Here is a 25697-nt window from a genome sequence, read left to right as displayed (position 1 = left end):
GGATTATATATTATAACTAATTAGATTTGGTCTATATAAGTATATGAACAACCAGTTAACAAATGAAAAAATATATTTTTTATGATATAATTATTAGAATATAAATCCTAATGTATAGAGGAAAAATTATGACAAAAACACTAGATAGAACTAAAGACATTTTTTTAGATACAATGCTTTTAGGAAAAGAAATATTAGTAAAAAAAATAAAAACAACCAATAAAACAAAAGTAACGGTGGTTATAGCTGCCTTTAGAAATATAACTAGATTAAAATCAATTTTGGAGAATATTCTTAAACAAAGTTTTCAAGAATTTGAAATTATTGTTGTAGATGATTCATCAAGTACAGAAGTAGAAGAATTCATTTCAACTTATGATAGCAGCAGACTAAATTATATAAAGAAACAACTTGGATCAAATTCATCAGCTAAAAATTGTGCTTTAGAATTTGCCAAAGGTGAATACGTTGTTTTTTTAGAAGAAAATATTAGACTAAAACCTGATTATATTGAAAATTTATATGGTCTTGTAATTGATAAAAGTTTAGATATAGCTATTTTGACGAGAGACAATTATAGTAATATTTTAGGTGAAGCAGTCGTAACAGGTAAAAAGTATTTAGAAGAAGAGATTAAACAATTTAAGAGTGATTTAGATTATAATTTGACATCATGTATGTTTAAGAAAAAGTTTCTTGATGTCTATAATTTAAGATTTCAAGAAGACATGTTATCTCTTGAGAATCTATATTTTAAATTAAAAACTTTTGATATAGCTGGGAAAGTATGTCAAAGTTCACGTGTAGGATATATAGAATTAAAAGAAGAAAAAACTGTTCGTAATCAAGCGATGATTGATGCTTCAACACGAAGAATAATGTTGGCAACAGAAAAAATAGAAGAATTTAAAGCAGGTAAAAGCTATGAGAATAGTTTAAACCTTTTATGTGGATATTTATTTTTTGATGTATTGCGAATGCACGATGATATGGCAGGAGAGGAAAAATTGCTTGAGCTTATAAAATCTAAAAAGAATTATTTTGAAAGCGATACTTTTATTAGTAAAGCTATGATAAATATGTCTCCAATATTATTTGCAAATTATTTAAATAGAAAGGATAGAGGATAATATGAGAAGAATATTACATAATGTATTTTCATATGCTTTTATCTCACTATTTGCGGTAGCATTAATTTGGGCATATGTAGCACCTTTTGTGTATGAACGTATATTAAATCCTTTAGCACTATTATTAGGTGTACCAGTATTTTTTATAATTTTTATTTATATTGTAAAAAAGATATTAGCAACAAATGAACAAGGATTAAAAAAATATAATAGGATTATAGTTTTAGTTTACTTGGTTTTTCAGGCAATTATATTATCGATGGATACATTGAATTTTTCTGATGGAGCAGAGATTGAAAATGAAGCACACTATATGCTGAATTATGGTAAATTTTCTGGAGAGAGATATTTTTTAGTTTATCCTAATAATATTAATCCTACTATAATTCTATATTGGCTTTATAGAATTGCTGGATACCTTCATATATCAGAAATATGGACATTACATATTTTCTGCTTTGCAATTACTTCTGCAACGATGTATTTAACATTTAAAACAGCAGGGAAACTATTGTCAAAACAAAAACAAACTATAATTTTAGGTTTAATGCTAGTATATATTCCATTCCAAATGTATAGTTTATTTTACTATTCTGATAGTTTGATGGTTATATTAGTAGCTCTTATTATTTATGTTTTGATTCCATCTGATGGAAGTTTTATTTTTAGAAGTAAACATATTATAGCTGTTGCGGTAATTGTAGCTTTTGGTTGGAACTTAAGATCAAACATAATAATTATTATCCCAGCACTGATAGTTTACTTATTATTTTTCAAATGGTATAAAAATTTGCTATTACTTATAGTTACATTTGGAATATCTTTTGTAGTTTTTGGCAAAGGTTTTGATATGTTATGGAATCATTATGGTTTCTTCCAAGATGCTGGATATAGATTCCCAATGCTTCACTGGGTTATGATGGGAATGAGTATTCAGGGAGGAAGTTATAACTGGCAAGATTTCCAATTTACGTATTTAAGTCAGAATAAAGCTGCGGATGACTTTGGTCTATTATTCAATCGACTGACGCATCGTCCTTTCTTCTTGAATTTATTAATGTTTGTTTTAAAAATTCGTGGTAATTGGAGTGATGGTACGATAAATTATACGAATGGTACGCGTGCATTACGAGATGGAGATGGATTTTTATGGCAGTTATTCTATGGTAGTAATAATAGCTTCTTCATTTATATCTCACAGATGATATATGTAGTTATTTTATTTGGGATGGTATATTATATTTATAAGAGAAGAAAAGAATATATAACATCGTGTTTCTTATTCCAAATTATTATTTTTGGAGTATTTATGTTCCATTTAATTTGGGAAGCTAAACCACGTTATGTTTATGCATGGATGCCAATTATTTTTATCTTAGGAGCAAAAGGTCTAATATTGTTTGCTGAAAGATATGAAACAACGATTTTTGATAAATATAAGAAAAAATTATATATAGCATTTGCTATAGTATTCTCACTACAAATAGGAAGTGATAGCTTCTTACGACCATCATATTCAATGAATTTAGACTATGATTCTCGTGTTATCAATGGAATAAGTATTTATGCAACAGATAATTATCTTCGAGATGGAATTGTTCGTGTGAATAGGGATACAGAAGTAGAGCAAACATTCAAAGCCACACGCAGTTTTAACTATGTTAGAGGATATATATCATCTTATGATGAAAAAAATAATTCAAAATACAAAGTTGAAATTATAGATAAAAAAGATAATAAAGTAGTGCGTGAGCATGAGTTTATATATAGAGAATTATATTGGGAAATCCCGCTTCAGACTTATACACTTCGTTGGTATTTTGATGACCTTCCAGCAGGAGATTATGGTGTGAGATTCTCGCAAATAGAAAGTGACAACAATGGAAGTATCGTAATATCAAGTGTTCCTAACGAAATGATAGATATGTATACCGCAGGGAAGCTCTATATCAATGGAGCAGATCAAAATAGAAAAGATTTATCTCTACAGATAGGCCATCGTTATCAAAAATTATGGTGGTATTAATATAAAGACAATAGGAAAAATGATAAAATCAAAATTTTAATTGTTAAAGGAGATAAAACTGTGATATAATAAATTCATACAGATAAGGAGGTATATAACTATGGTAAATATTTATGATAAAGCAAATGAATTTGAAAGAGCATTAAGGGAAAGTGACGAGTATAAAGCTTCAGTAGCGGCGTCAGAAGGATTATACGCAGATGAAGAAGCTAATTCATTGTATACAGAATTTGTAGGTAAACAAAAAGAATTAATGGAGAGTGCTCAAACAGGAGCACAACCAACAGAAGAAGAATTACAAGTATTTGAAGAAATTCAACAAAAATTAATGGAAAATGCTAAATTCTTAGAGTTTGTACATGCTCAACAAAAATTACAATTTTTAATTGAAGATTTAAACAAAATAATGTATAAACCATTAGATGAGCTTTTCGAAAAATATGGAAATAAATAATAGTAAAACCTAGATAGTGTAAAATCTATCTAGGTTTTATTTATATACATTTAATATTTTATTTAGTCTTATTTTTTTCTATATAATCTATTAATTCAATAGTAAGATCATATTTTGTAAATGGAGTTATTAAATAAATTCCATTGAAGTGTTTTAATGCGACATCAAGTAGTTTTTTACTTTCTTCTAAAGCTACTTTTTGACAAAGTGCTTTATCATCCTTTACCTTTTCTAGTTTGGCTAAAAAATCTTCTGACAATTTGATTCCTGGGACTTCATTATGTAGGAAAATAGCATTATTATAACTAGTAATAGGCATAATTCCTAAGAAGAACGGTGTATCAGGATAATCAGCGACAAACTCTGCTAATTGTACAATTTTATCTGATTCAAAAACAGGTTGAGTAATAAAGTAATCAGCACCGGACTTAATTTTTTTCTCAACTAATCGTTTTGTTTTTGATAAATCTCGAACATTTGGATTATATGCCGCAGCAACTGTAAAGTTGGTAACTTTCTTAAGTGATGCACCATTGTATCCAAGTCCATCATTAAGTTGTTTAATAAAGGGTATTAATTTAAGGCTAGTTACATCATATACGCTAGTAGCTCCAGGGAAATCTCCCAGCTTACTTGGATCACCTGTAATGGCAAGTATATTATTGATACCAAGAAGATCAAATCCCATAAGTCGAGACTGTAAGCCGATAAGGTTATGATCCCGACATGTCAAATGTAGCAAGGTAGGTGTAGTAATATGCTCTTTTAATAAAGCAGCTGTAGCTAAATTACAAATTCTAGTACTTGCTAAAGAATTATCTGCCAAAGTTATAGCTTCAATATTTTTCTTATCTATAGCTTTTGCCCCCTCAATAAACGTATCTATATTTAGATGTTTTGGTGGATCTAATTCGGCAATTATAGTGACCTGTTTTTTTGCTTTATCTACAATTGTAGGATTATTATTTGCTACTCGAATAAGCTCTTCTTCTGCAGGAAGAGGAGTGATTATTTTTCTTCTTATCGGTTTTAGATTTTTAATACCTCGTTTTATCGCACGGATATGCTCAGGGGTAGTACCACAACAACCACCAATTAATCTGACACCTTCTTCAACTAATAGCTTAGCACTTTGTTCAAAGTATGCAGAATTTTTTCTAAAACGATATTCGTTACCATGTGTGGTTTGAGTTAATTGTAATAAACTGGCGTTAGGATAAGCTGATAAATAACTTTGAGCAAACAAAGGAACTTGTTTTAGACTCTTTATCATATGATATGGACCCAAATGGCAATTTAGTCCAACAACATCAGCACCTAAATTAACAAGAGTACTTAAGGCATCTGTTACTTTTTCACCATTTTGAGTAATACCTGCTTCTAATAATGAAATATTAGTGATAATTGGTAGGTTAGTTAGCTTTCTTGCTTCAGTTAATACTGCACGAATTTCTTCTTGATCATAATATGTTTCAAACAATAATGCATCGATTTTATCGGTTGATAGAAGTACTTTTACTTGATCAAGTGTTTCCTTGACAATAGTTTCTAGCGTTAGCTCGCATTCGCGAAGACCACGAATTGCACCGATAGTACCGAAAACAATAGTGTCTTGCCCAGCAGCCTTACGTGCTATTTCAGCCGCTCTAATATTAATTTCTTCAAATTTATCTTCATAACCATAAGTTTTTAATTGACATTTTTTGGCAGCATAGGTATTTGTTTGAATAATATCAGCCCCTGCTTCAATATAAGCTCTATGGATTTTCTCTACAGAATCTGGATTAGAAATATTATTATATTCATGACAACTTTCTAAGCCGTTACCATAGAGAGCTGTACCCATAGCTCCGTCAGCTACGAGTACATCTTTTTCTAATCTCTCTAATAAATTTCTCATATAAACCCTCCTATTTAGCGGAAAGTTCATTTCTTATTTCTTTAGTTACCTCAACTAAAACTTCTAATGCTTCAATTGTTTCTTTTTCTGCACGAGTTTTTAATCCACAATCAGGGTTAATCCAGAATTGTTCTTTAGATAATTTTTGAAGAGGACGTAAGATATTAGTACGGATTTCTTCTTTAGTTGGCACGCGAGGTGAGTGGATATCATAAACTCCAAGACCGATACCTAAAGGATAAATTGCTGTTTCGAATGCAGAGATTAATTCCCCGTGGCTTCTACTAGTTTCGATAGAAATAACATCAGCATCTAAAGCTCGGATAGAATCAATTATTTCGTCGAAATTAGAATAACACATATGTGTATGAATTTGTGTCTCATCTTTTACTGATGAAGTAGCTAAACGGAATGAGAATACTGCTTCTTCAAGATATTGTTCTTTCTTATTATCTCTTAGAGGTAATCCTTCACGAATAGCAGGTTCATCAACTTGGATAATTGAAATTCCAGCTTTTTCTAGAAGATCAATTTCATTTTTAAGAGCAATAGCTATTTGATTGAAAATTTCTGCTTTAGAAATATCAGTTCTTTCAAATGACCAGTTTAGTATCGTAACTGGTCCAGTCAACATACCTTTTACAGGACGATTAGTTAGACTTTGAGCATAGGCAGTTTCTTTAACAGTTACAGCTTCAACATGTTTAACATCTCCATAAATGATTGGTGGTTTTACTCCACGAGAACCATACGATTGAACCCAACCAAATTTTGTAGAAGCAAATCCTGCAAAACGTTGACCAAAGAACTCAACCATATCTGTACGTTCAAATTCACCATGAACCAATACATCGATATCAAGATCTTCTTGAATTTTTATCCAACGTGCAATTTCATCCTCAATGAATTTTTCATACTCTTCATTAGATAATTCACCTTTTTTCCATAATGCACGTTGAAGACGTACTTGTTTAGATTGAGGGAATGATCCAATAGTAGTTGTTGGTAATAATGGTAAATTGAATTTTTTATTTTGAACTTCACGACGAACTTTATAATCAGATAGGCGAGTCGAACGAACGTTGTCGATTGATTCTAATTCAAGGTTTCTAAAATCAGCTGATTGTAACTTATTAAAATCATTAACATGTTTTTCATAGGCTGCATCTTCTTTACCGTCTAATTTATTCGCTAGCAAGTTAAGTTCTACTAGTTTTTGATCAGCAAAGGCTAAACCATTTAGTAAAGTTTCTTCTAATTCTGTTTCATTTTTTGTTGTAACTGGAACATGCAGAAGTGAACAAGAAGGTTGGATTACTAATTCAGCAACATTTGATTTAAGCTCTTCTAATAATGCAGAACTATCTACGAAGTCATTACTCCAAACATTACGTCCATCAACAACCCCAGCAAAAACTTCTTTATCTTTGAATAACCCAGCTTTTATATTAGCTAAATTTTCTTCTCTACCGTGAACAAAATCTAATCCAAATGCAACAGGTAAATCTACAAGTTCTTTAGCTTCAACTAGAGCTTCAAAATAAGTTTGGAAGATAAATTTAGCATTTACTTCATTATTGAAATGATTATAAACTTTATGAGCTAGCTCTATGTAGTTTTTTCCTTCATCAGTAACGAAAATTGGTTCATCTACTTGAATATAAGTAGCCCCAGCATCAACTAATTCTTTGAATACTTGTGTATAAAGTGGAACTAATTTATCTACAGCTTTTTCAAGTTCGCCTTCGTCTAATCCACTTGATAAAGCAACATATGTAATAGGTCCAGTAATAACCGGCTTTGCTTTATCTCCTATGATTTCTTTTGCTTCTTTATATAAGTCAAGAAGGCGAGTATTATTTAATTTAGGGTTAATATCTTTCCATTCTGGCACGATATAGTGATAATTTGTATTAAACCATTTTTTCAATGCAGATGCAACATTATCTTTGTTACCACGAGCGATATCAAAGAACAAGTCTACATCGACTTCTCTTTCTTCAAAACGTTTTGGAATAATGTTGAATTGAACTGATAAATCTAAAATATGATCATATAATGAAAAATCACCAACTGGAATTAAATCTAAGCCAGCATCAAATTGTTTTTTGATAAATTCACGACGTAACTTTCCAGCTTCCTCAAATAGTTCATTTTGGCGAACATTGCGAGCCCAATATCCTTCTATCAATTTTTTCCATTCTCTTTTTTCCCCTAAACGTGGGTAACCTAAACTTGAAATTCTTGTCATTAATCTTTCCTCCTGAAATTTAAAATTTTTGTATATGTTATAGAATTATAAAAATAAAAACGCCCTTAAACAATAATCTAATATTGTCTAAGGACGTGCGTTTTATACGTGGTACCACCTTATTTTATGGAACAGTCTAAAATTATTTAACTCTTTCCACCTCATTAAAATTTTAACGCTGTTTTGTGCGTAATTATCTAACTATCGCTCGATAATTAAAACTCAAAGACCATATTCAAAAAAATTCATTAATCTCTTTTCAGCAACTGAGACTCTCTGGTGTAAATCCTTTTTTCTACTCATCTTTTCATAGTTATTATATTAATTTGTATAAAATATTTTTTATTCAGTCTTAAATACGACAAAAGGGTAGTAACACAAGGGACGAAATGACCGTGTTACCACCCAATTTTATAATCTTAAATAAACTTTAATTTTACCTCTACGATTGTTAACGGTAATCAACCGAAACTAACTCATTACTACTCATTAGTTTAGCTCTGTGACCATTTACAATATACTCAAATCCTTTTTTTCACCAACCAAAAGGTCTCTAACAATTAAGTAATATTGCTCTTCACTTCATCGCTTTTAAAACTGTTAAAGGAATAGTAACATAAGATTTTTTTTTTGTCAATACTTTTTGGTAAAAAATTAAAACTTTTTTCGGAATTGTCAGAAATCTAAGGAAGATCATATATATTAATATATTTTAAAGATAATATTTTAATAATAACTATTTAAGAAATATTTTAACTTTTACTAATAGTTAGTTAATATCCATAAGGTATACTGTATTCATCAAACAAAAAGTTTTGATAATAAAGTATTAATAAGAGGAGAAAAATACAAATGAAAAATAACTTTATTAAATCAGAAAATTTTACAAAATGGGCAATCAGAAAAGTTAGTGTTGGTGTGGTGTCAGCTGCAATTGCTAGCGGAATTTTTATAGTTGTTGGCAGTGGAGAAGCTCATGCGAGTGATTTACAAGATAAAGCTCCTGTAGTTCAAAATGTAGAAAATAAACAAGTAGATGATGCAACTGAATCTAAAGTAATTGAAAACAAAGTAAATACTGTAGGAAAAGAAACAAAACAAGTTGAGAAAAGTACAGTTGAAGCAAAAAATGTTGTAAGTGCTGAGAAACAATCTGAAGTAAAATCAGAAAAAGAAGTAAGTATTGAATCAAAAGAAACTGATGTGAATAATTTAATAAAACAGGCAAAAGATGTAGCAGAATCACAAACAACTCCAGTTGAAGTTAAAAAAGCAGTAATGGAGAATACAAAAGATACAATCGATGTACCAGCTAAATACTTAGATAAAGCAAACTTCCCAGGACCATTCACAGCAGGAGTAAACCAAGTAATTCCTTATGAATTCTTCGGTGGAGATGGAATGTTAACTCGCTTAATCTTAAAATCATCTGATAAAGCACCATGGTCAGATAACGGATCAGCGAAAAATCCAGCATTATTACCATTAGAAAAACTAGGAAAAGGATTATACTTCTATGAAGTAGACCTAGAAGGAACAAAAGGAAAATCGGATAAAGAATTACTAGATTTATTAAAAGCTAATGGAACACAAAGCTACAAAGCAACAATCAAAGTATACGGTGAAAAAGACGGAAAAGCGGATCTAACAAACGTAGTAGCGACAAAAGATGTAAATGTAAATCTAAATGGTCTTACAAGTGTTAATGAAGTTAAAAAAGCAGTAATGGAGAATACAAAAGATACAGTAGATGTACCAGCTAAATACTTAGATAAAGCAAACTTCCCAGGACCATTCACAGCAGGAGTAAACCAAGTAATTCCTTATGAATTCTTCGGTGGAAATGGAATGTTAACAAGATTAATCTTAAAATCATCAGATAAGGCACCATGGTCAGATAATGGATCAGCGAAAAATCCAGCATTATTACCATTAGAAAAACTAGGAAAAGGATTATACTTCTATGAAGTAGACCTAGAAGGAACAAAAGGAAAATCAGATAAAGAATTACTAGATTTATTAAAAGCTAATGGAACACAAAGCTACAAAGCAACAATCAAAGTATACGGTGAAAAAGACGGAAAAGCGGATCTAACAAACGTAGTAGCAACAAAAGAAGTGACTATAAATCTACATAAAGAAACTAAGCAAATGGATATGAAACCAGGTGAAGATATGATGCCAGAAAATATGACTATGGATTCTCATATGAATAAAGATATTACGCAAGATAATATGACTATGAATACTCATATGAGTAATGGAATGATGAAAAAAGGTATGCTACCAAAAACAAGTGCGGCACCTGAAGGAACAATGAGTTCAACAAATTCATCAAATACTGGAATACTAGGATTAATCATTGCAAGCTTCTTAGGTCTATTAGGATTCAGAAGAAAAAATAATTAATAAATAAAATAAACTTGTAGATTTTATCGAAATAGTGCTATACTTTTATTGTATAGTACTATTTTGATAAGAGGAGTTAAATATGGTTAATAAAATTTTATTAGTAGATGATGAAATAGAAATAACGGAGATAAATAAACGATATTTAGAGCAAGATGGATATGATGTTGATATCGCTAATGATGGTAAAGAAGCTTTAGAGAAATACAAGAAAAATAAATATTCTTTAATAATTACAGATATAATGATGCCAAATATGGATGGCTATGATTTAATCAGCGAAGTACAGTATTTAGATGAGGAACAACCATTTTTATTCATAACAGCGAAAACAACAGAGCCAGATAAAATCTACGCTTTAAGTTTGGGAGCAGATGATTATATAGTAAAACCATTTAGTCCAAGAGAATTAGTTTTAAGAGTTAAAAATATACTACGTAGAATTGAAAAAAATAGTAGTGAAAATATTTCAACTCTAGGTGATTTAGAAATTAACTATAGTAGTAGAATTGCTATGGTAAATGATAGACAATTAGAACTAACCGTGAAATCTTTTGAATTATTATGGCTACTGGCTAATAATCCGGATCGTGTTTTTTCTAAAACAGAATTGTATGAAAAAATTTGGCAAGATGAATATGTAGAAGATGCAAACACGCTAAATGTGCATATACACTCTTTAAGAAGAATTTTAACGAAATATTCGACAAAAAAAACACCAAGTGTAAAAACTGTATGGGGTCTAGGATACAAAATGGAAAAACAAGTTTAAAAATGGAAAGGAAATATAGTATGAAATTAAGAGATTATATTATTGTTGGATATATTTTATCATTTTTAATAACTATTATGGCTGTTTTTTGGGCTTCAAATTTAATGTTAATTGAAAAAAAAGATACATATTTTATAGTTGTGATTACAATAATTGCGGGGCTAATTGGAGCTACAATTAGTATTATATTATTAAAAGGTGTATTTAAGTCATTACGTGTTCTAAAGAGACAAACGATTAGTATAAGTGAGAAAAATTTTGATATTAGTAATACTGTAGAAGGTCCTACTGAGTTTAGAGAATTATCGTTATCATTCAATGAAATGGCAAAACATTTAAAAGAAAGTTTTGAATCATTGGAAGAAAGTGAAAAAGAAAAATCCCTTATGATAGCCCAATTATCACATGATATTAAAACTCCTATAACTTCAATTCAATCAACGGCAGAAGGAATGTTAGACGGAATAATAAAAGGAGAAGAATATAAATATTATCTAGAAACAATTTGTCGTCAAACAACAAGATTGAATAAACTTGTTGAAGAATTAAATTATTTAACTTTAAGTGTAAAAGATACTAGTGAAGATGATAAAAATAAAACAATATTTTTAGACAAATTATTGATTGACTGTATGTCAGAGTTTAAGTTGCGAGCAGAAAAGGAAAATAGAGATATTTTTATTAAAGTTATTCCTGAGAATGCTAAAATAGTAAGTAATTACAATAAAATACAAAGAATTATCGTGAATTTGATAGGTAATGCATTTAAATATTCACCAAGTGGTACAAAAATAGAAATAGTTGCTGAAATACAAAATCAAGAATTATCTATTTCTATAATTGATGAAGGTTGTGGTATAAAAGAAGAAGAGATTGATAATATTTTTAAAAGATTATATCGTGTTGAAGCATCAAGAAATATGAAAACTGGTGGTTATGGATTAGGTTTGGCAATAGCGAAACAGTTAGCCTTACAAATAAATGGAGACATATTAGTAGAAAGTGAGTATGGAAAGGGTAGTAAATTTACTTTGAAAATTAATTGTTAATATACCGAGTATATAATAATGTATTTTAATTGATTTGATTTTTTGGAAATAACAAGAGAAATTAGATTTTCAGGATTTTCAAAGTTTTGACAAAATAAATTATTCAAGGTATAATTAAAAAAAATTTACTGAGGAAAATAAATATGGCAAATTCAAAGTATATTACACGTCTTAAGCGCTCAGAAGGGCAACTAAGAGGGATTCAAAAAATGATAGAAGAAGAGAGAGAGTGTATTGATATAATAACTCAATTAAGTGCAGTTCGTTCAAGCGTTGATCGTGTTATTGAGTTGCTAATAACAGAGAATCTTATGGAATGTATTAATAATCCTTTAGAAAATCCCTTTGAACAGAAAGAAAAAATAGAAAAAGCTATAAAATATATAGTAAAGAGTAAATAGTTTAAAGAAATAATAAAAAGCCTTGTTCCTAACTAATCTTAGGAACAAGTTTTTTTTGATGATGTATTAATTTTGTATTACAGAGAATTTCAATATAGTAAAATTTGGTTGTTTTTATTGTTTAATATTTTATTTTTTTTCTCCAGGCCAATTACTCATACCACCTTCGATATTTATTATATCGAATCCTTGAGCCTCTAGAAAATCATATGCCCTAGCTGAACGTCCACCTGCTTGACATATTACATAGTATTTTTGATTTTTATCTAATTTAGTGAATTCTATACCAAGACTACTTAAAGGAAAATTTTGAGCAGAAGGTATATAACCAGCTGCATATTCGTGATTTTCTCTTACATCAAGAATCGTAAGTTCCTCATTATTATACTTTTCATAAAAATCTTTCATTGAAATATTATTTTTCATAGTTGATTCCTTTCAATATTACTAAATTTAACTACTGTATTAGTCTGATAAATTGTTGTGTTTTTAACAGAGTTAAATTATTTATAGTCTGATTTTAAACTACTTTACCTCGCCATGCATGCATTCCACCTTGAACATTAATAACATCGAAACCTCTTTTTTTAAGTTTCTTTGCGGCAAGTTTACTTCTTGCTCCAGAGTGACAAATTACATATATTTTTTTGTCAGCTATTGGAGTGAAGTTGCTGATTTCATTTAGTGGAATATTTTTTGCGTTTTTTATATGGCCTCTTCTAAATTCACCAGGTGTTCTTACGTCAATTAATTGAATATTTTCCTTTAATTTATTTTCTAATTCAGTAGTAGAAATACTGTCAATTTTTGTGAATAAAAAAAACATTTTGTTTTCCTCCTATATACCCCTATAGGGTATATTAAAACATTAATTGAAATCTTTGTCAAGGATGATGATTTATTATAAAGTAATAAGATAATAATAGTCCTACAAAAAATTTTTAGAGAAAGTAAGAAGAGAATTAATTATACTTTGAAAAGATTTTGAAAAATATCATAAAAAAGATATAAATATAATTCTTTTATGTTTTATGGATAATTAGTTTTTTAAAAAATAAAACTTACCTCAGAGTTTTGATAATAATCTAAGTTGAGGTCAGCTTTTTTATATTTTATTCTTCTTCAGTCTCACGAGGGAAAATCATTGATTCACTAAAGTTCAAGTTGCGAAGAGCTGTGTAAGAATCTTCTAGAGAAATATAGTTTAATTTTCTCATAGTTAATACTCTATATTTTAAAAGTAGTGATGCTGCAGTAACTATAGACAGTACTCAACAAATTCTGAAGGAAGTTAATAATGAATATTGTAAAACATTAATTTTAATAGTTTTAGAAGAGGTGCTATTTGTTATTTTTTAGAGGTTAAGTAAGGGTTTCAGTACATGTCAATAGATGTCAAAATATTGATTTTAATTGATTTTTGATTTTTTGAAACTCATTACATCGCACTACAAATTAATAAAAACTTTACCTTTTTTAGATAAATATATCAGTTGGATATTGAAGTTAAGTCCTGCTATCATTTCGATGGCAGGACTTTTTAATATTTGGTACACTAACTCTTATCTATATTTTGGTGAAGTTGAAGTTGACATCTACAAAGTTCAATGTTATAATATATTCAAAAATATATTTGAATGAGGTGTTTTATGATTCAAAATGTTGTTACTTCAATAATCCTGTATTCTGGGACAGCCGTAGACTTACTTATTATCCTAATGTTATTTTTTGCCAAAAGAAAAAGCAGAAAAGACATCATTAACATCTATTTAGGACAATTTCTAGGCTCTGTTAGTCTAATATTGCTAAGTTTACTTTTTGCGTTTGTCTTACATTATATTCCTAGTAAAGAGATTTTAGGTTTGCTCGGTTTGATTCCAATTTTCTTAGGTCTCAAAGTTTTGCTTTTAGGAGATTCTGATGGAGAAGCTATTGCCAAAGAAGGGTTGCGCAAAGATAATAAAAACCTGATTTTTCTAGTCGCTATGATTACTTTTGCAAGTTGCGGTGCCGACAATATTGGTATCTTTGTCCCATATTTTATTACATTAAATTTAGTGGATTTGATAGTGGCTTTACTTACATTTCTAGTCATGATTTATCTCTTGGTTTTTTCTGCCCAAAAATTGGCACAAGTCCCATCTGTTGAAGAAACTTTGGAAAAATATAGCAGATGGTTTATTGCCGTTGTTTATTTAGGATTGGGGATATATATCCTGATTGAAAATAACAGTTTTGACATGCTATGGACTATGTTAGGCTAGGAGAAAATATTATGAAAAAAGATAGTATCTGCCAAGTGAATATTATAAATCAACAAAATGTTACAACCGCAATGAATTACCTTGAAAAGGAAAAAGTCCAAAAATCACTTCGCATTTTAACAAAGTTTACCGATAATAAACAGATAAATATCATCTTTTACCTCCTTGCTGTTGAAGAACTCTGTGTCTGTGATATAGCCTGTTTACTAGATCTCAGTATGGCATCTGCATCCCACCATCTTCGTAAACTAGCCAATGGAAACATCTTGGACACTAGAAGAGAGGGGAAAATTATATATTATTTTATAAAAGATGAGGAAATCAGAGATTTTTTTAATCAACTAGGATAACAACTATTTTTACTACTTTACTATGATTATATATACGACTTATCTATGAAATTTTTTGATGAAATTTACTCACAAGAAATACCTACTCGTATCATGTTGATACTGTCAATAAGTATGTGTAAACGCTCAAATAGAGTTACGGAGTATTAATCAAATAAGCTTTCGAGTGTGTCATAACGTTGGCCAAACCCTTTATGGATTCGTTGACTTTGCTTGAAATTATAATCTTCAAACAAAGTAACTAAGTAACGTTCCAGAGACTCCTCGTTAGGAAAAACCTTCTTTTTCGTTTGACGTTTGATTTCTTTATTAAGAGACTCAATGAGGTTTGTCGAATAAATGCTGTGCCAAATCTGGTAGTGAAACTGATAATATGCACTATTATAACCTATTTGTACATTTTTATTTTATCAAAACTGTACATTCTTATTTTATCATTTTCAATTAGTAAGTCTAGGATCACCAGATTATGGTTTCCATTTGTTCCGACACACTCATGATTCAATGTTGCTTAATGTAGGTACAAATTGGAAAGAACTCCAAGTCAGAATGGGGCATAAGTCAATGTTAACTACTACGGATACTTGCGCAGAGTTAGCACCTCAAAGAAAGCTAGAAGTAGTCAGCATTTATTTAGATTAGATTGCTGAATTAACTTATTAACTACTCTAGCTTTCGCTCTACCTTTTGAAGGATAAATTCTCATAAACGTTGATATAACAGTATTTAAAGATTGCTGAAATAACATTAACAACCTTTACAGATATAAAATCATCGCCATATCTAAATATTAATACTTAGACATAGCGATTGATTTAATTTTTTCATATATTGTTAGTAAAGTTACCAACTAATTACTTTTCCATCTTCTATTTTGATATCAGCATCATAAAGTTTGTTTAGAAGCTCTTCATCAAAGAAGTTCTCAGCTTTATCATTCTTTATAACTTTTCCATCAAGAAGAGCAATAATATTATCACTGTATGCCAATGCTTGATTTATATCATGTAGTACCATGATAATAGTAATTCCTAAAGATTTATTAAGATCTCTAACAAGTTGCATTATAGATTTTTGATATTTTATATCAAGGAAGGTCGTAGGTTCGTCTAATATAATAATATCAGTGCTTTGTGCTAACGCCATTGCGATGTAAACACGTTGAAGTTGACCACCAGACAATTCATCTACACGTTTATCTCTATAGGTTTTTAAATTAGTTTTTTCAAGAGCAAATTCAATTTTTTCAACATCACTAGCGTTAGGTTTATAAAAGAAAATATTTTGATAAGGAAGACGAGCGAAACTAACCATATCATAAACAGTAATTTCTCTTGGAGTTTCATTCTTTTGATAAACAATCGCAAGAATACTCGCAAGTTCTTTTAATGAATATGAATTTAATTCTTTACCTTCGATTTTCACGCTTCCAGAATTATAGTTTAAATTTTTTGCTAATATTTTTATAAGTGTACTCTTACCACATCCATTTTTACCAAGTAGGGTAGTAATTTTACCTTTTTCAATATCTACATTGAGTTTTTCGAAAAGAGTATTTTTATTATTATACTTAAATGTAAGGTTATTAATTTCTATTATGTTTTCCATTAACTTACTCCTTTCTTAACTAAAATAATAAATGCAGGTCCACCGATAATCATCATTATTAAATCAGCAGGTATTTCGATTGGCGCGAAAATAACACGACCGATTGTATCAAATAATAGTAGAATAAACGCTCCAAGTAAAGCACTAAATGGAATAGTATAGATATGATTTCTACCAATTATAATTTTAGCAATATGAGGTGTAATAAGAGCTAAAAAGACCATAACACCAGCAACAGCTGTAGATACAGAAGCAAGAGCTACCGCAATAAATGAGATTAGCAGGCGAATCATATTAATATTGATTCCTAGTGAACTAATAATATTATCATCTAAAGCGAAGATATTACATAGTTTTGCTAAGAAGAAACTGATAATTAGTAAAATAGGAATCCAACTTAATAATAATGAAACATCATCCCAGTTTTTAGTTCCTAAACCGACAGTTTTAAATGCTGATGAAGTAGTAGAGTTCGTTTGGTTCATGTATTGCATAGAATTTAATATTCCTGTGAAGAAATAGCTAATAGCAATACCTATTAAAATTATTTTAACATTGTTTTTTGTTCTACCAGCTAAGTAATAAATAATTAAGAAACCAATGACACCACCGATGATAGAAAACACTGATTTAAACAGCAAAAATTGAGGGAATAATCCTAATCCTAAGTATAAAAATAGGCTAGCTCCACTAGAAACGCCTATAATACTCGGATCAACAAGTGGGTTCTTCAATACAGTTTGTAGTAATAAACCACTTACACCAAGAGCAGCACCGACTAATATAGTTATAATAATTCTTGGGAAACGAACGTCGATAATTGCATTAACATTGGCGTATTCTCCAGTAAAGATACCAACAGCTAATTGTCCAACGCTAGCTTTTATACTACCACTATTCGCTGCAAAAAATACTGTACTTAATAAAAGTAGAATAAGAACAGAAAAAGTGATTGTTTTTTTGTTGTTAAACATCAAGAACCTCCTTATATAGTTATATGTTTAGTATAACATATGTAGTTTATAATTTAAATTATGTAAAAAACCAGAGGTAGCAATGTGCTACTTCTGGTTTTAAGTATTAGTTACTATAGAAAATACTGTATAGACTTTCTAATCCTTTTTGGTAATCGTATGTAGCTGTCATACCAAACATTGAGCTATCTAAGTCGATAACTTTATTATTTTTTACCGCATCAAAGTGTGACCAACTCTTATTGTTTTCAAATTCTTTCTTAAACATTTCAGTTACTGTCTCAGGCATAGCATGAGCAGTTCGTAATATAAAGTCTGGTTTATCGTTTAAAGCTGTTTCTAAGTTTAGGTTTTTAAACTCTTCATTACCTTTAATGATATTTTCACCACCAGCTAATTTTACTAGGTTACCCACATAAGATTTTTCAGTGGCAGCCATGTAACTTCCAGGTAATCCCATAAGAACTAAAACTTTTGGTTTCTTTTTATTTGCAATTTTTTCATTGAACTTAGTGAAAAATTCATCATGTTCTTTTTTTAATTTATTGAATTTTTCAACTTTACCAAATTCTTTTGCAAGATCTTCTGTAATAGCGTATAATCCGTTAACACTACGAATATCTACAAATTTATAAGGGATTTTATTTTTCTCGAATCCTTCTTTTATCCAGTCTTGCAAACTATCTGGAGCATATACAATAGAAGGATTAATTGACTTGATAACTTCCATATTTGGATTCATAGGAAGTCCGATTTGAACAGTGTTGTCATATCTTTTAGGCATACGACCTAATTTCGTAGTAGGCACCCCTGCTAATTTAATATCAAGCACATTTGCGACTTGAGCTAAAGCTACAGAGTCCATTATGACACGTTTACCATTTTCCTCTTCAGATTTTTTATCTTTATTTACACCTGTTAAATCTATCGTTTCATTAAAAGCTTTATCAGCTAGATTAGGATCAGTTCCAGTAGTGTTACCAGCTTTATTTTGTGATGAACAAGCAGTAAGAACTAGAATACTGGCTAATAGTAGTGTAAATAGTAGGGATAGTTTTCTTTTCATGAATTATCTCCTAATTATTTTTTCTTTTTTTAAGAGCAAAGAAAGCTCCGGCAGCTATTACAAGAACTCCGATACCTCCGCCAACATAGTAAGGTACGTAGTTTGTTTCTTTAATAACTTCCATATCTAAGCCATCATTTCCATTTTTAATAGTATCAGTATTAACTTCTACGAAATATCGAACTGGTCGATTCATAGGTTCTATATACATTTGTACCATAGCTAAGAAGTTTTCATTTGGCACTTCAAAACGATAATCAACATAGCTATCTTTATATTGTTCAATATGAACTTTAGTTTCAGTAGCAGTAACTTGTTTGAATTCTCCATCTTTTTGAAGAACTTTAATGAAAGGACCTTGTTCTTTACTACGTTGAACCCAATTCATTAGGTGAACACGTACAGTTGCGTATAATTTTCCATCTTTTGTACGTTGAAGCATAGCTTTAGACCAACGCTTTTCACCATTAGATTTTTGATTTTTAAGAGCTTCGTTTAAGTCACCACCTGCATTAATAGGAGAGATGACACCTTGAACCATACCTTCACCTATAGCAGTGTTTTTAGTCCCACCATCAGCAGTAACACCAGTAATAGGGTTTAGATATGAACCTGTAATGTCAAGGTTATAAAGACCAGGATTTTTTGTTTTTTGATCAGCTTTGAAATAGTCTTCTAATTTTTTAGCAACAAATCCTTCAGGTGCCTTATTCTCATCTTTTTTGTCTTTATTTTTTTCTTCTTTTTTCTTATCGTTTTCTTTTTTATCTTTATCTTTAGAATTATCCTCAGAACCTGATACTAAAGAAGCAGCTGACCAGTTAAATTTAATAATAGCATTTTGAGATGCATCACCACCCATAATTTGGTTCATGGCATCAACCGCAATTCTAACACCAACTTTATCAGGTTTAGCTTCTCCAAAGTTAAAGCTAAGAGTTCTTGGGTATGTACTAGTCCCTCCATTTAAATTAGTGTCATTATAAGAACTTGTTACTGAAGCAGCAGTTAGGCTTCCAGAAAAAAGTGGAGATGAATAAATACTTAGTGATAATAAGTGACCATGCATATTACTAAAATCCATCGGTGTGAATTGAACAGAAATAGTAGAGGTGTTATTATCATGAACGTTTACAGTAGCATGTGTAGCTAGTGCATTGTTCCCCATAGAAAGACGACCACTATTTTCAGCGTGCCATAGTTCCACAGGAACGCTATATACTCTGTCAGCAGCATGTACATTTTTAACGAAAGGAACATTACTAGATGTAACTATAAACGTTAATGTAGCAATAACTATCGTTAACAGTTTTAAAATTCGTTTCATTGTATAAACTCACTTTCTTTTGTATTATTTAATTTTTAATAAGAAAGACGGGAAGTTTTCCCGCCTTTTGGAGTAGATAATAGTATGCTTATTAGCGGGGTATTATCTTACTATTTTTCATTTTGTTTTCTTCTATAAACAATGAAGGCACTAATTAGAGTAAGAGCTCCTGCAAGAATTGATGATGATGTTTCTAATCCAGTATTAGATAGTCGTCCATTGTTTAGACGTCCACCTTTTGGAGTTAAAGGTCCAGCGCCATTACCAGCGGCACTTGGTCCAGGGTTACCATCTGTAACAAAAGCTTTTCCTTGTCTTTCTGTGGCGTTAGACCAGTTTAGTCTAAGAATTGCATCTTTTTTACCAGCACCCGGCATAATGCTTTCCATTGTTGGTACGAATACTGATACAGGAATATTAGTTAATTTCTCATTTGATGTGAAGTGGGTTTGAACTTGATTCATAGCGCCACCTGTGCTGGTAACAGGATATTCAGTTCCGTTAACCCAGAAGCGTTTAATACCGTCAGTTAGTGTTCCAATTTTAATATCGTGGAAACGCACGATGTAGTGATATGTGTCGCCATCTTTATAAACTGTAATACCATCTAATGCTGCATTCCCCATAGATGCACGACCTGCTTCATATGCATTTAGTAGTGAAGCAGTTACGTTATCGTAGAAAGTAACTGTACGTTCTTCACCTTGTTCTTGAGTAGCTGCAGGAGTTGTTTTTGGAGCAGGAGTAGTTACTACAGGTTTAGTTGTAGTAGAAGCGCTATTTGTAGGTTTAGTACCTTGATCTGCAGGTTTGTCAGAAGGTTGAGTATTTTTAGGTGTTTCTGCAGGCTTAGCTGGAGTTGGTTGACTATTCGTTACCGTATTTAATGCATTGCTTAAATCAAATTTTAGAATCATTCTTTGAGTTCCAAATCTTTCATCAATAGAAGCCATAACAGGAACAAACACTTCAGTATATGTTTCTAGTTTATTATTTGAATCGATTTTATTTTTATCTACATTATAGTTAACTGTTTTTGGATAAACAGTACGACCAGGGAATTCTTTTTTGTAGACATCTACGAAATTGTCAGTTTCACTGGCACTATAATTCTCAACTATAGTTGAATCTTTAAACTCGCTATCTTGAATTTCTTTACGATTTTTATGAGTTTTATCACCGTTATAGTATTTTAAATTTCCTAAGTAACCAGTAAGTCCACCAAATGTGATAGATTTGAATGAAACATTTACAGAGTATTGACCATTTTTCACGATTAATTTTGTTTTATCAATGTCGATTGCAGCAGCAGCCATAGAAGGTTTACCTTCTTCGTAGAATTTAAGAGCCTCAGCAGTGATATTATATTCTCCATCAGGAAGATTTTTTACATCTTTTGATGCAACAACATTATTTTCTATAGCAAATGTAGTATTGCCTTGTATAAAGTTTTCTACCACAGCAAAAGTAGAGATGATAGTTGCTGCGGACAGAACTTTTAATAATTTATTTGCTTTCATCTTATCTTGAATTCTCCTTATATTTCTTTATACATGACTTTATACAAAGGGATAAATTATCCCTTTGTATAAGAGTTTGTTTTATATTATTTGTTATTTTTTCTACGTAATACTAAAGCAGATAGTAGTGCTAATACACCTAATCCAGCAGTTGCTGTTGCATTTAGTCCAGTTTTAGCTAATTGTTTAAGTCCTTTAGTTACAGTTTGAGAAGTATTTTGAGAAACAGTTTTTTCTACTTCACCGAAGATATTTTGTGGAGTTGCTTCAGCTTCTTCTTTTACGTTTTGTTCTTTAGTTTCAGATTTTGTTTCTTTGTTTGTAACTTTATTATCTGGAGTATCAGGTTTTACAGGTACTGAAGTATCTTGATTAGATGCAACAGTTTTTACAATTGCATATAAACTGAAGTGGCTAGTGAAGAATGTAAGTTTTCCATCTTTATAAACACTAGGAACTTTTTCTAATTTGTCTCCATTTACGTAGTAAACTTCTAGTTTTTCACCTTCATTAGCTACCACAGCAACAGTAACTGTACGAGTTTCACCTTGTTTGTTAATTACAGCTCCATTATCATCAGTGAAGCGAAGATCGATTGTTTTAACAACGTTTAGATTTTCATCAGCTTTCTTAACTAGTTCTTCAACTTTTGCAACAGTTTTTTCATTAGCTTTTTCTACTACGAATTTAGTTGCTTTTACAGCAGTGTTATCGAATGAAACTTTAATTTCTTCAGTTGAACCATTTTCTACAACTTTGGCTACTAATGTATCTTTTAGAGATGCAGTTTTTACAATTGCTTCTAATTGTTTAGCTTCTTCTTTACTTAAAGACTTATCATTAGCAATGTCTTTTACTGCTTCATTTTTAACTTTTTCTAATTTTTCAATTTCTTTGACTTTATTTTCAAGTTTAACTGCTTTTTCAGTTTCAGTTTTTAATTCAGTTACTTTAGCTGTAAGTTCTCTTTCAGCTGCAGTTTTTTCTGTAGTTAATTTTTCTTTTTCAGATTCAGAAGTAGCTTTACTAATTGCTTCTTCTTTTTCTTTAACTAGTTTTTCTAATTGAGCTTTAGCAGCTTCTAATTTAGTTACTGTTTCTTTAGTAGTTTCAGCATCTTTTTTAGCTTGTTCTTCAATTTTTTTGTTTTCAGCTTGGATTTTTTCAACAGCTTCTTTTAGAGCTTTTTCTTTTTCAAGTCTTTCTTTTTCGGCTTTAGCGGCAGCTTCTTTTTCTAATCTTTCTTTTTCAAGACGATCAGCTTCAGCTTTTTGAGCTTTTTCTTTTTCAAGTCTTTCTTTTTCAGCTTGAGCTTTAGCAGCAGCTTCTTTTTCTAATCTTTCTTTTTCAAGACGATCAGCTTCAGCTTTTTGAGCTTTTTCTTTTTCAAGTCTTTCTTTTTCAGCTTGAACTCTAGCAGCTTCTTCTTTCTCTAATCTTTCTTTTTCAGCTTGGGCTTTAGCAGCTTCTTTTTCTAATCTTTCTTTTTCAGCTTGAGCTTTTGTAGTTTCATCTTTGTGTAATGATGTTACTTGATCAGCTGTTAGTGGAGTAGCATTACCCCAATTGAATTTAAGTGTTGCTGCAACATTTGAATGACCTCTTAATGGTTTGCCGTCTACTGATACTGAGAATGTAATAGTTTTTTCAGTTAATTTTTCAGGACTTGTGAAGTGGAATACTTTTTCATGGCTTTCACCACCAAGATCAGTTCTTTCAGCTGCAGTACCATCAACAGTTAAAGTATCTACAGTTCCTACAAGAGACCCGATATTTAAGTCTTTAAATGTTAGATAGTAGTTGTAAGTATCATTTACTTTTTCAACACGAGTTTTTTCATGTACTAATGCATCATTTGCCATTGAAGTTCTATTAGATTCATGGGCATTATTAATTATAGCTGGAACTAAGTTATTTGCAGCTTCTTCTTTTACTTTTTCTGCAGTAGGGAAGTCTAAAGAAATAGTGTTTTCTGCATTTCTTTCTTCGAATCTAGGGTTAGCTCCACCTCTAGTTTGAACACTGATTACAGTATCTACTTGAATTTTATCAAGAAGAGAATCAGTTAAGATTTTACCTTCTTTAAGTTTAGTTGCAGCATCAACTTCAGTAAAGTTAACTTCAGTTCCTTTATAAGTAAGTTTAGAAACTGTAAATGGTTTATTACGTAGTAAGTAAGTAGAAGATTTTCCTTCTTTTACTTGAATTGTGTATTGATATTTATCTCCAACTTTTTCAACTTTTACATCTTTAACAAACGCATCTTCGTAGATTGAACTTGAATCAGTTGTTCTACCATTTAATTCTCCTTTAACAGTAGCTGGGAATGTAGTAGGAACTTTATCAGCAACTACTTCACGATCAGGTACTGAAGGTTTAGCAGGTGTAACTTCTTTAGGTTTTTCAACTTTAGGGAAGTCTAAAGCTATTGTACTTTCAGCAGTTCTGTCTTCGAATCTAGGTTTAGCACCGCCTTTTGTTTGAACATTGAATACAGCATCTACTTGGATTTTGTCTAGAAGAGAATCAGTTAAGATTTTCCCTTCTTTTAGCTTAGTAGCAGCATCAACTTCAGTAAAGTTAATTTCAGTTCCTTTATAAGTAAGTTTAGAAACTGTGAATGGCTTATTACGTAATAAGAAGTTAGTAGATTTCCCTTCTTTAACTTGTATAGTATATTGATATTTATCTCCAACTTTTTCAACTTTTACATCTTTAACAAATGCATTTTCATAGATTGAAGCAGTACCAGTTGTTCTACCATTTAATTCAGCTTTAACTGTAGTAGGGAAAGTGTTAGGAACTTTATCAGCATCAACATTGTGATCAGCAGCTGTTGGTGTAGCTGGTTTTGGTTCTTCTTTTGGCGTAGTTGGTGCAGGATTAACTGGTTTAGGTTTAGCAGGTGCAACTACATCTTCTAATTTTACAGGTCTTTCCTTATAGGCGGTAGCTGTTTCATAGTATAGTTTTAATGTAACAAAGTGTGACATTAAAGCACCGTTAGGATATGGAGCAGTACCATCTAATTGAATTTTTTCTAATAGTTTATCGGTAGTGATTGATCCTTCTTTTACTGAAGTATTACCGTTTGATGCCAAAGTAGTTAATGGAATATCTTTACCTTGATATGCAACTTTGTGTAATTCGAATGGATAGAATTCTCCACCTACATCAGCAAGACCTTTTTTGAATCTTAGAGTATATTTGTATTTATCTCCAACTTTTTCAACTTTAACATAGCTATCTAATGCAGAACCGTATAATGACTCTTCATCGTTGTTGTTAGCATTTCTTAAATGTCCTTGAACGTGGATAGGGAAGTCTTTTTTAATAGTTCCTTTGTATTCAACGTCTTTGTTAGGATTTTCGTAAGTTGCAGCTTCATAGTTATTAGCTGTTACTTTTTTTCTAGCTAAAGATGATAAATCAAATTTTAAAGTCATTTTTTGAGTTCCGAAAGCTGGATTAATTGAAGCCATAACAGGAACAAACACTTCAGTATATGTTTCTAGTTTATTATTTGAATCGATTTTATTTTTATCTACATTATAGTTAACTGTTTTTGGATAAACAGTACGACCAGGAAATTCTTTTTTGTAGACATCTACGAAATTGTCAGTTTCACTGGCACTATAATTCTCAACTATAGTTGAATCTTTAAACTCGCTATCTTGAATTTCTTTACGATTTTCATGAGTTTTATCACCGTCATAGTATTTTAAATTTCCTAAGTAACCAGTAAGTCCACCAAATGTGATAGATTTGAATGAAACATTTACAGAGTATTGACCATTTTTTACAATTAATTTTGTTTTATCAATGTCGATTGCAGCTGCAGCCATAGAAGGGCGACCTTCTTCATAGAATTTTAAGGCTTCAGCAGTAATATTATATTCTCCATCTTTTAAAGCTTTAACATCTTGTGCTACAGTAGCAGGTTCTTCAGCGTTATGAGCTGGAGTAGTGCTTGTAGTAGTTGTTGCCGGCGTTGTAACTGTTGGAGCAGTTGCTGCAGCCGAATTGCTTGCAACAACAGGTGTTTCTGCTGCAAAAGTAAAGTTATCTTGATCATATGCTTCGATTGCCGCAATTGCTGAGAATATTGCAGTCGCAGACAAAACTTTTAATAATGTTGTATTTTTCATTTAAGTAAGGTTCTCCTTTATTATAAATAGATTGATTATTTTTTTAAT

19 protein-coding genes, 1 pseudogene and 2 other annotated features are annotated in these 25697 nt (G+C 30.7%); of the genes and pseudogenes, 9 read left to right on the top strand and 11 right to left on the bottom strand.

Translation table 11 applies throughout. The features are described from left to right. Positions 1–128: 128 nt before the first annotated feature. The 3 genes from DQN46_RS06745 to DQN46_RS06735 all read left to right on the top strand — a co-directional run bounded on the left by DQN46_RS06745 (position 129) and on the right by DQN46_RS06735 (position 3610). Entirely contained in the window at positions 129–1130 is a 1002-nt protein-coding gene (locus tag DQN46_RS06745) for a glycosyltransferase family 2 protein (RefSeq protein WP_004632758.1), read from the top strand. Position 1131: 1 nt separating this feature from the next. Then, positions 1132–3156 carry a glycosyltransferase family 39 protein gene (locus tag DQN46_RS06740; protein ID WP_111743474.1) on the top strand — a complete coding sequence of 675 codons (2025 nt, stop codon included), beginning with the start codon at positions 1132–1134 and terminating at the stop codon, positions 3154–3156. A gap of 100 nt (positions 3157–3256) precedes the next feature. Continuing rightward, entirely contained in the window at positions 3257–3610 is a 354-nt protein-coding gene (locus DQN46_RS06735) for a YlbF family regulator (RefSeq protein ID WP_111743473.1), read from the top strand. Positions 3611–3668: 58 nt separating this feature from the next. Here the strand turns inward: DQN46_RS06735 and DQN46_RS06730 are convergent, their stop codons facing one another. Both DQN46_RS06730 and metE read right to left on the bottom strand, forming a co-directional pair. Next, entirely contained in the window at positions 3669–5510 is a 1842-nt protein-coding gene (locus DQN46_RS06730; RefSeq protein WP_111743472.1) for a bifunctional homocysteine S-methyltransferase/methylenetetrahydrofolate reductase, read from the bottom strand. A gap of 10 nt (positions 5511–5520) precedes the next feature. Further along, positions 5521–7761 (bottom strand): 5-methyltetrahydropteroyltriglutamate--homocysteine S-methyltransferase, encoded by a 2241-nt coding sequence (gene metE, locus DQN46_RS06725; protein WP_111743471.1) that lies wholly within the window; start codon positions 7759–7761, stop codon positions 5521–5523. 86 nt (positions 7762–7847) lie between these two features. After that, positions 7848–8081 (bottom strand) — a binding site (T-box leader). Positions 8082–8138: 57 nt separating this feature from the next. Next, positions 8139–8356, bottom strand: a binding site (T-box leader). 257 nt (positions 8357–8613) lie between these two features. On the opposite strand from metE, the gene DQN46_RS06720 reads away from it, so the two are divergent. From DQN46_RS06720 to DQN46_RS06705, 4 genes are all read left to right on the top strand, one after another. Further along, positions 8614–10170, top strand: coding sequence for an SSURE domain-containing protein (locus tag DQN46_RS06720; protein WP_111743470.1), 1557 nt, complete (start codon positions 8614–8616; stop codon positions 10168–10170). A gap of 82 nt (positions 10171–10252) precedes the next feature. Further along, positions 10253–10942, top strand: coding sequence for a response regulator transcription factor (locus DQN46_RS06715; protein ID WP_004632751.1), 690 nt, complete (start codon positions 10253–10255; stop codon positions 10940–10942). A 20-nt stretch (positions 10943–10962) separates the two neighbouring features. Beyond that, positions 10963–11991, top strand: a complete 1029-nt coding sequence (locus DQN46_RS06710) for a HAMP domain-containing sensor histidine kinase (protein ID WP_040461492.1) — start codon at positions 10963–10965, stop codon at positions 11989–11991. Between the two features lie 143 nt (positions 11992–12134). Beyond that, positions 12135–12392 (top strand): metal-sensitive transcriptional regulator, encoded by a 258-nt coding sequence (locus tag DQN46_RS06705; RefSeq protein WP_004632749.1) that lies wholly within the window; start codon positions 12135–12137, stop codon positions 12390–12392. A 129-nt stretch (positions 12393–12521) separates the two neighbouring features. Here the strand turns inward: DQN46_RS06705 and DQN46_RS06700 are convergent, their stop codons facing one another. Both DQN46_RS06700 and DQN46_RS06695 read right to left on the bottom strand, forming a co-directional pair. Continuing rightward, complete coding sequence (locus DQN46_RS06700) at positions 12522–12818, bottom strand: rhodanese-like domain-containing protein (protein WP_004632748.1); 297 nt, start codon at positions 12816–12818, stop codon at positions 12522–12524. A gap of 94 nt (positions 12819–12912) precedes the next feature. Next, positions 12913–13218, bottom strand: a complete 306-nt coding sequence (locus DQN46_RS06695) for a rhodanese-like domain-containing protein (RefSeq protein WP_111743469.1) — start codon at positions 13216–13218, stop codon at positions 12913–12915. Between the two features lie 823 nt (positions 13219–14041). Here DQN46_RS06695 and DQN46_RS06685 point away from each other — a divergent pair. Continuing rightward, entirely contained in the window at positions 14042–14656 is a 615-nt protein-coding gene (locus tag DQN46_RS06685) for a CadD family cadmium resistance transporter (protein WP_197712499.1), read from the top strand. Positions 14657–14667: 11 nt separating this feature from the next. Further along, positions 14668–15006 (top strand): Cd(II)/Zn(II)-sensing metalloregulatory transcriptional regulator CadX, encoded by a 339-nt coding sequence (gene cadX, locus DQN46_RS06680; RefSeq protein ID WP_004632745.1) that lies wholly within the window; start codon positions 14668–14670, stop codon positions 15004–15006. A gap of 146 nt (positions 15007–15152) precedes the next feature. Here cadX and DQN46_RS06675 read toward each other — a convergent pair. The 7 genes and pseudogenes from DQN46_RS06675 to DQN46_RS06640 form a co-directional block, all read right to left on the bottom strand. Next, positions 15153–15380: pseudogene (locus DQN46_RS06675) on the bottom strand (transposase); the annotation flags it as partial. 469 nt (positions 15381–15849) lie between these two features. After that, positions 15850–16614, bottom strand: coding sequence for an ABC transporter ATP-binding protein (locus DQN46_RS06665; RefSeq protein WP_111743467.1), 765 nt, complete (start codon positions 16612–16614; stop codon positions 15850–15852). Beyond that, complete coding sequence (locus tag DQN46_RS06660) at positions 16614–17588, bottom strand: FecCD family ABC transporter permease (RefSeq protein ID WP_111743466.1); 975 nt, start codon at positions 17586–17588, stop codon at positions 16614–16616. Before DQN46_RS06660 ends, DQN46_RS06665 begins: the two co-directional genes overlap by 1 nt. A 106-nt stretch (positions 17589–17694) precedes the next feature. Next, positions 17695–18654: a heme ABC transporter substrate-binding protein IsdE gene (gene isdE, locus DQN46_RS06655; RefSeq protein WP_111743465.1), complete on the bottom strand. Its 960-nt coding sequence runs from the start codon at positions 18652–18654 to the stop codon at positions 17695–17697. A 10-nt stretch (positions 18655–18664) separates the two neighbouring features. Next, positions 18665–19981, bottom strand: a complete 1317-nt coding sequence (locus DQN46_RS06650) for a heme-binding Shp domain-containing protein (RefSeq protein ID WP_111743464.1) — start codon at positions 19979–19981, stop codon at positions 18665–18667. Between the two features lie 110 nt (positions 19982–20091). After that, on the bottom strand, positions 20092–21501 hold the full coding sequence (locus tag DQN46_RS06645; RefSeq protein ID WP_111743463.1) for a hypothetical protein: 1410 nt from the start codon (positions 21499–21501) through the stop codon (positions 20092–20094). Positions 21502–21587: 86 nt separating this feature from the next. Beyond that, positions 21588–25649 (bottom strand): NEAT domain-containing protein, encoded by a 4062-nt coding sequence (locus DQN46_RS06640; RefSeq protein WP_111743462.1) that lies wholly within the window; start codon positions 25647–25649, stop codon positions 21588–21590. Between the last annotated feature and the right edge of the window lie 48 nt (positions 25650–25697).

Source organism: Gemella morbillorum, assembly GCF_900476045.1.
Taxonomy (GTDB): Bacteria; Bacillota; Bacilli; order Staphylococcales; family Gemellaceae; genus Gemella; species Gemella morbillorum.
Note: the sequence above shows the minus strand (reverse complement) of the source record. Positions and strands in the feature narration are given on the sequence as shown.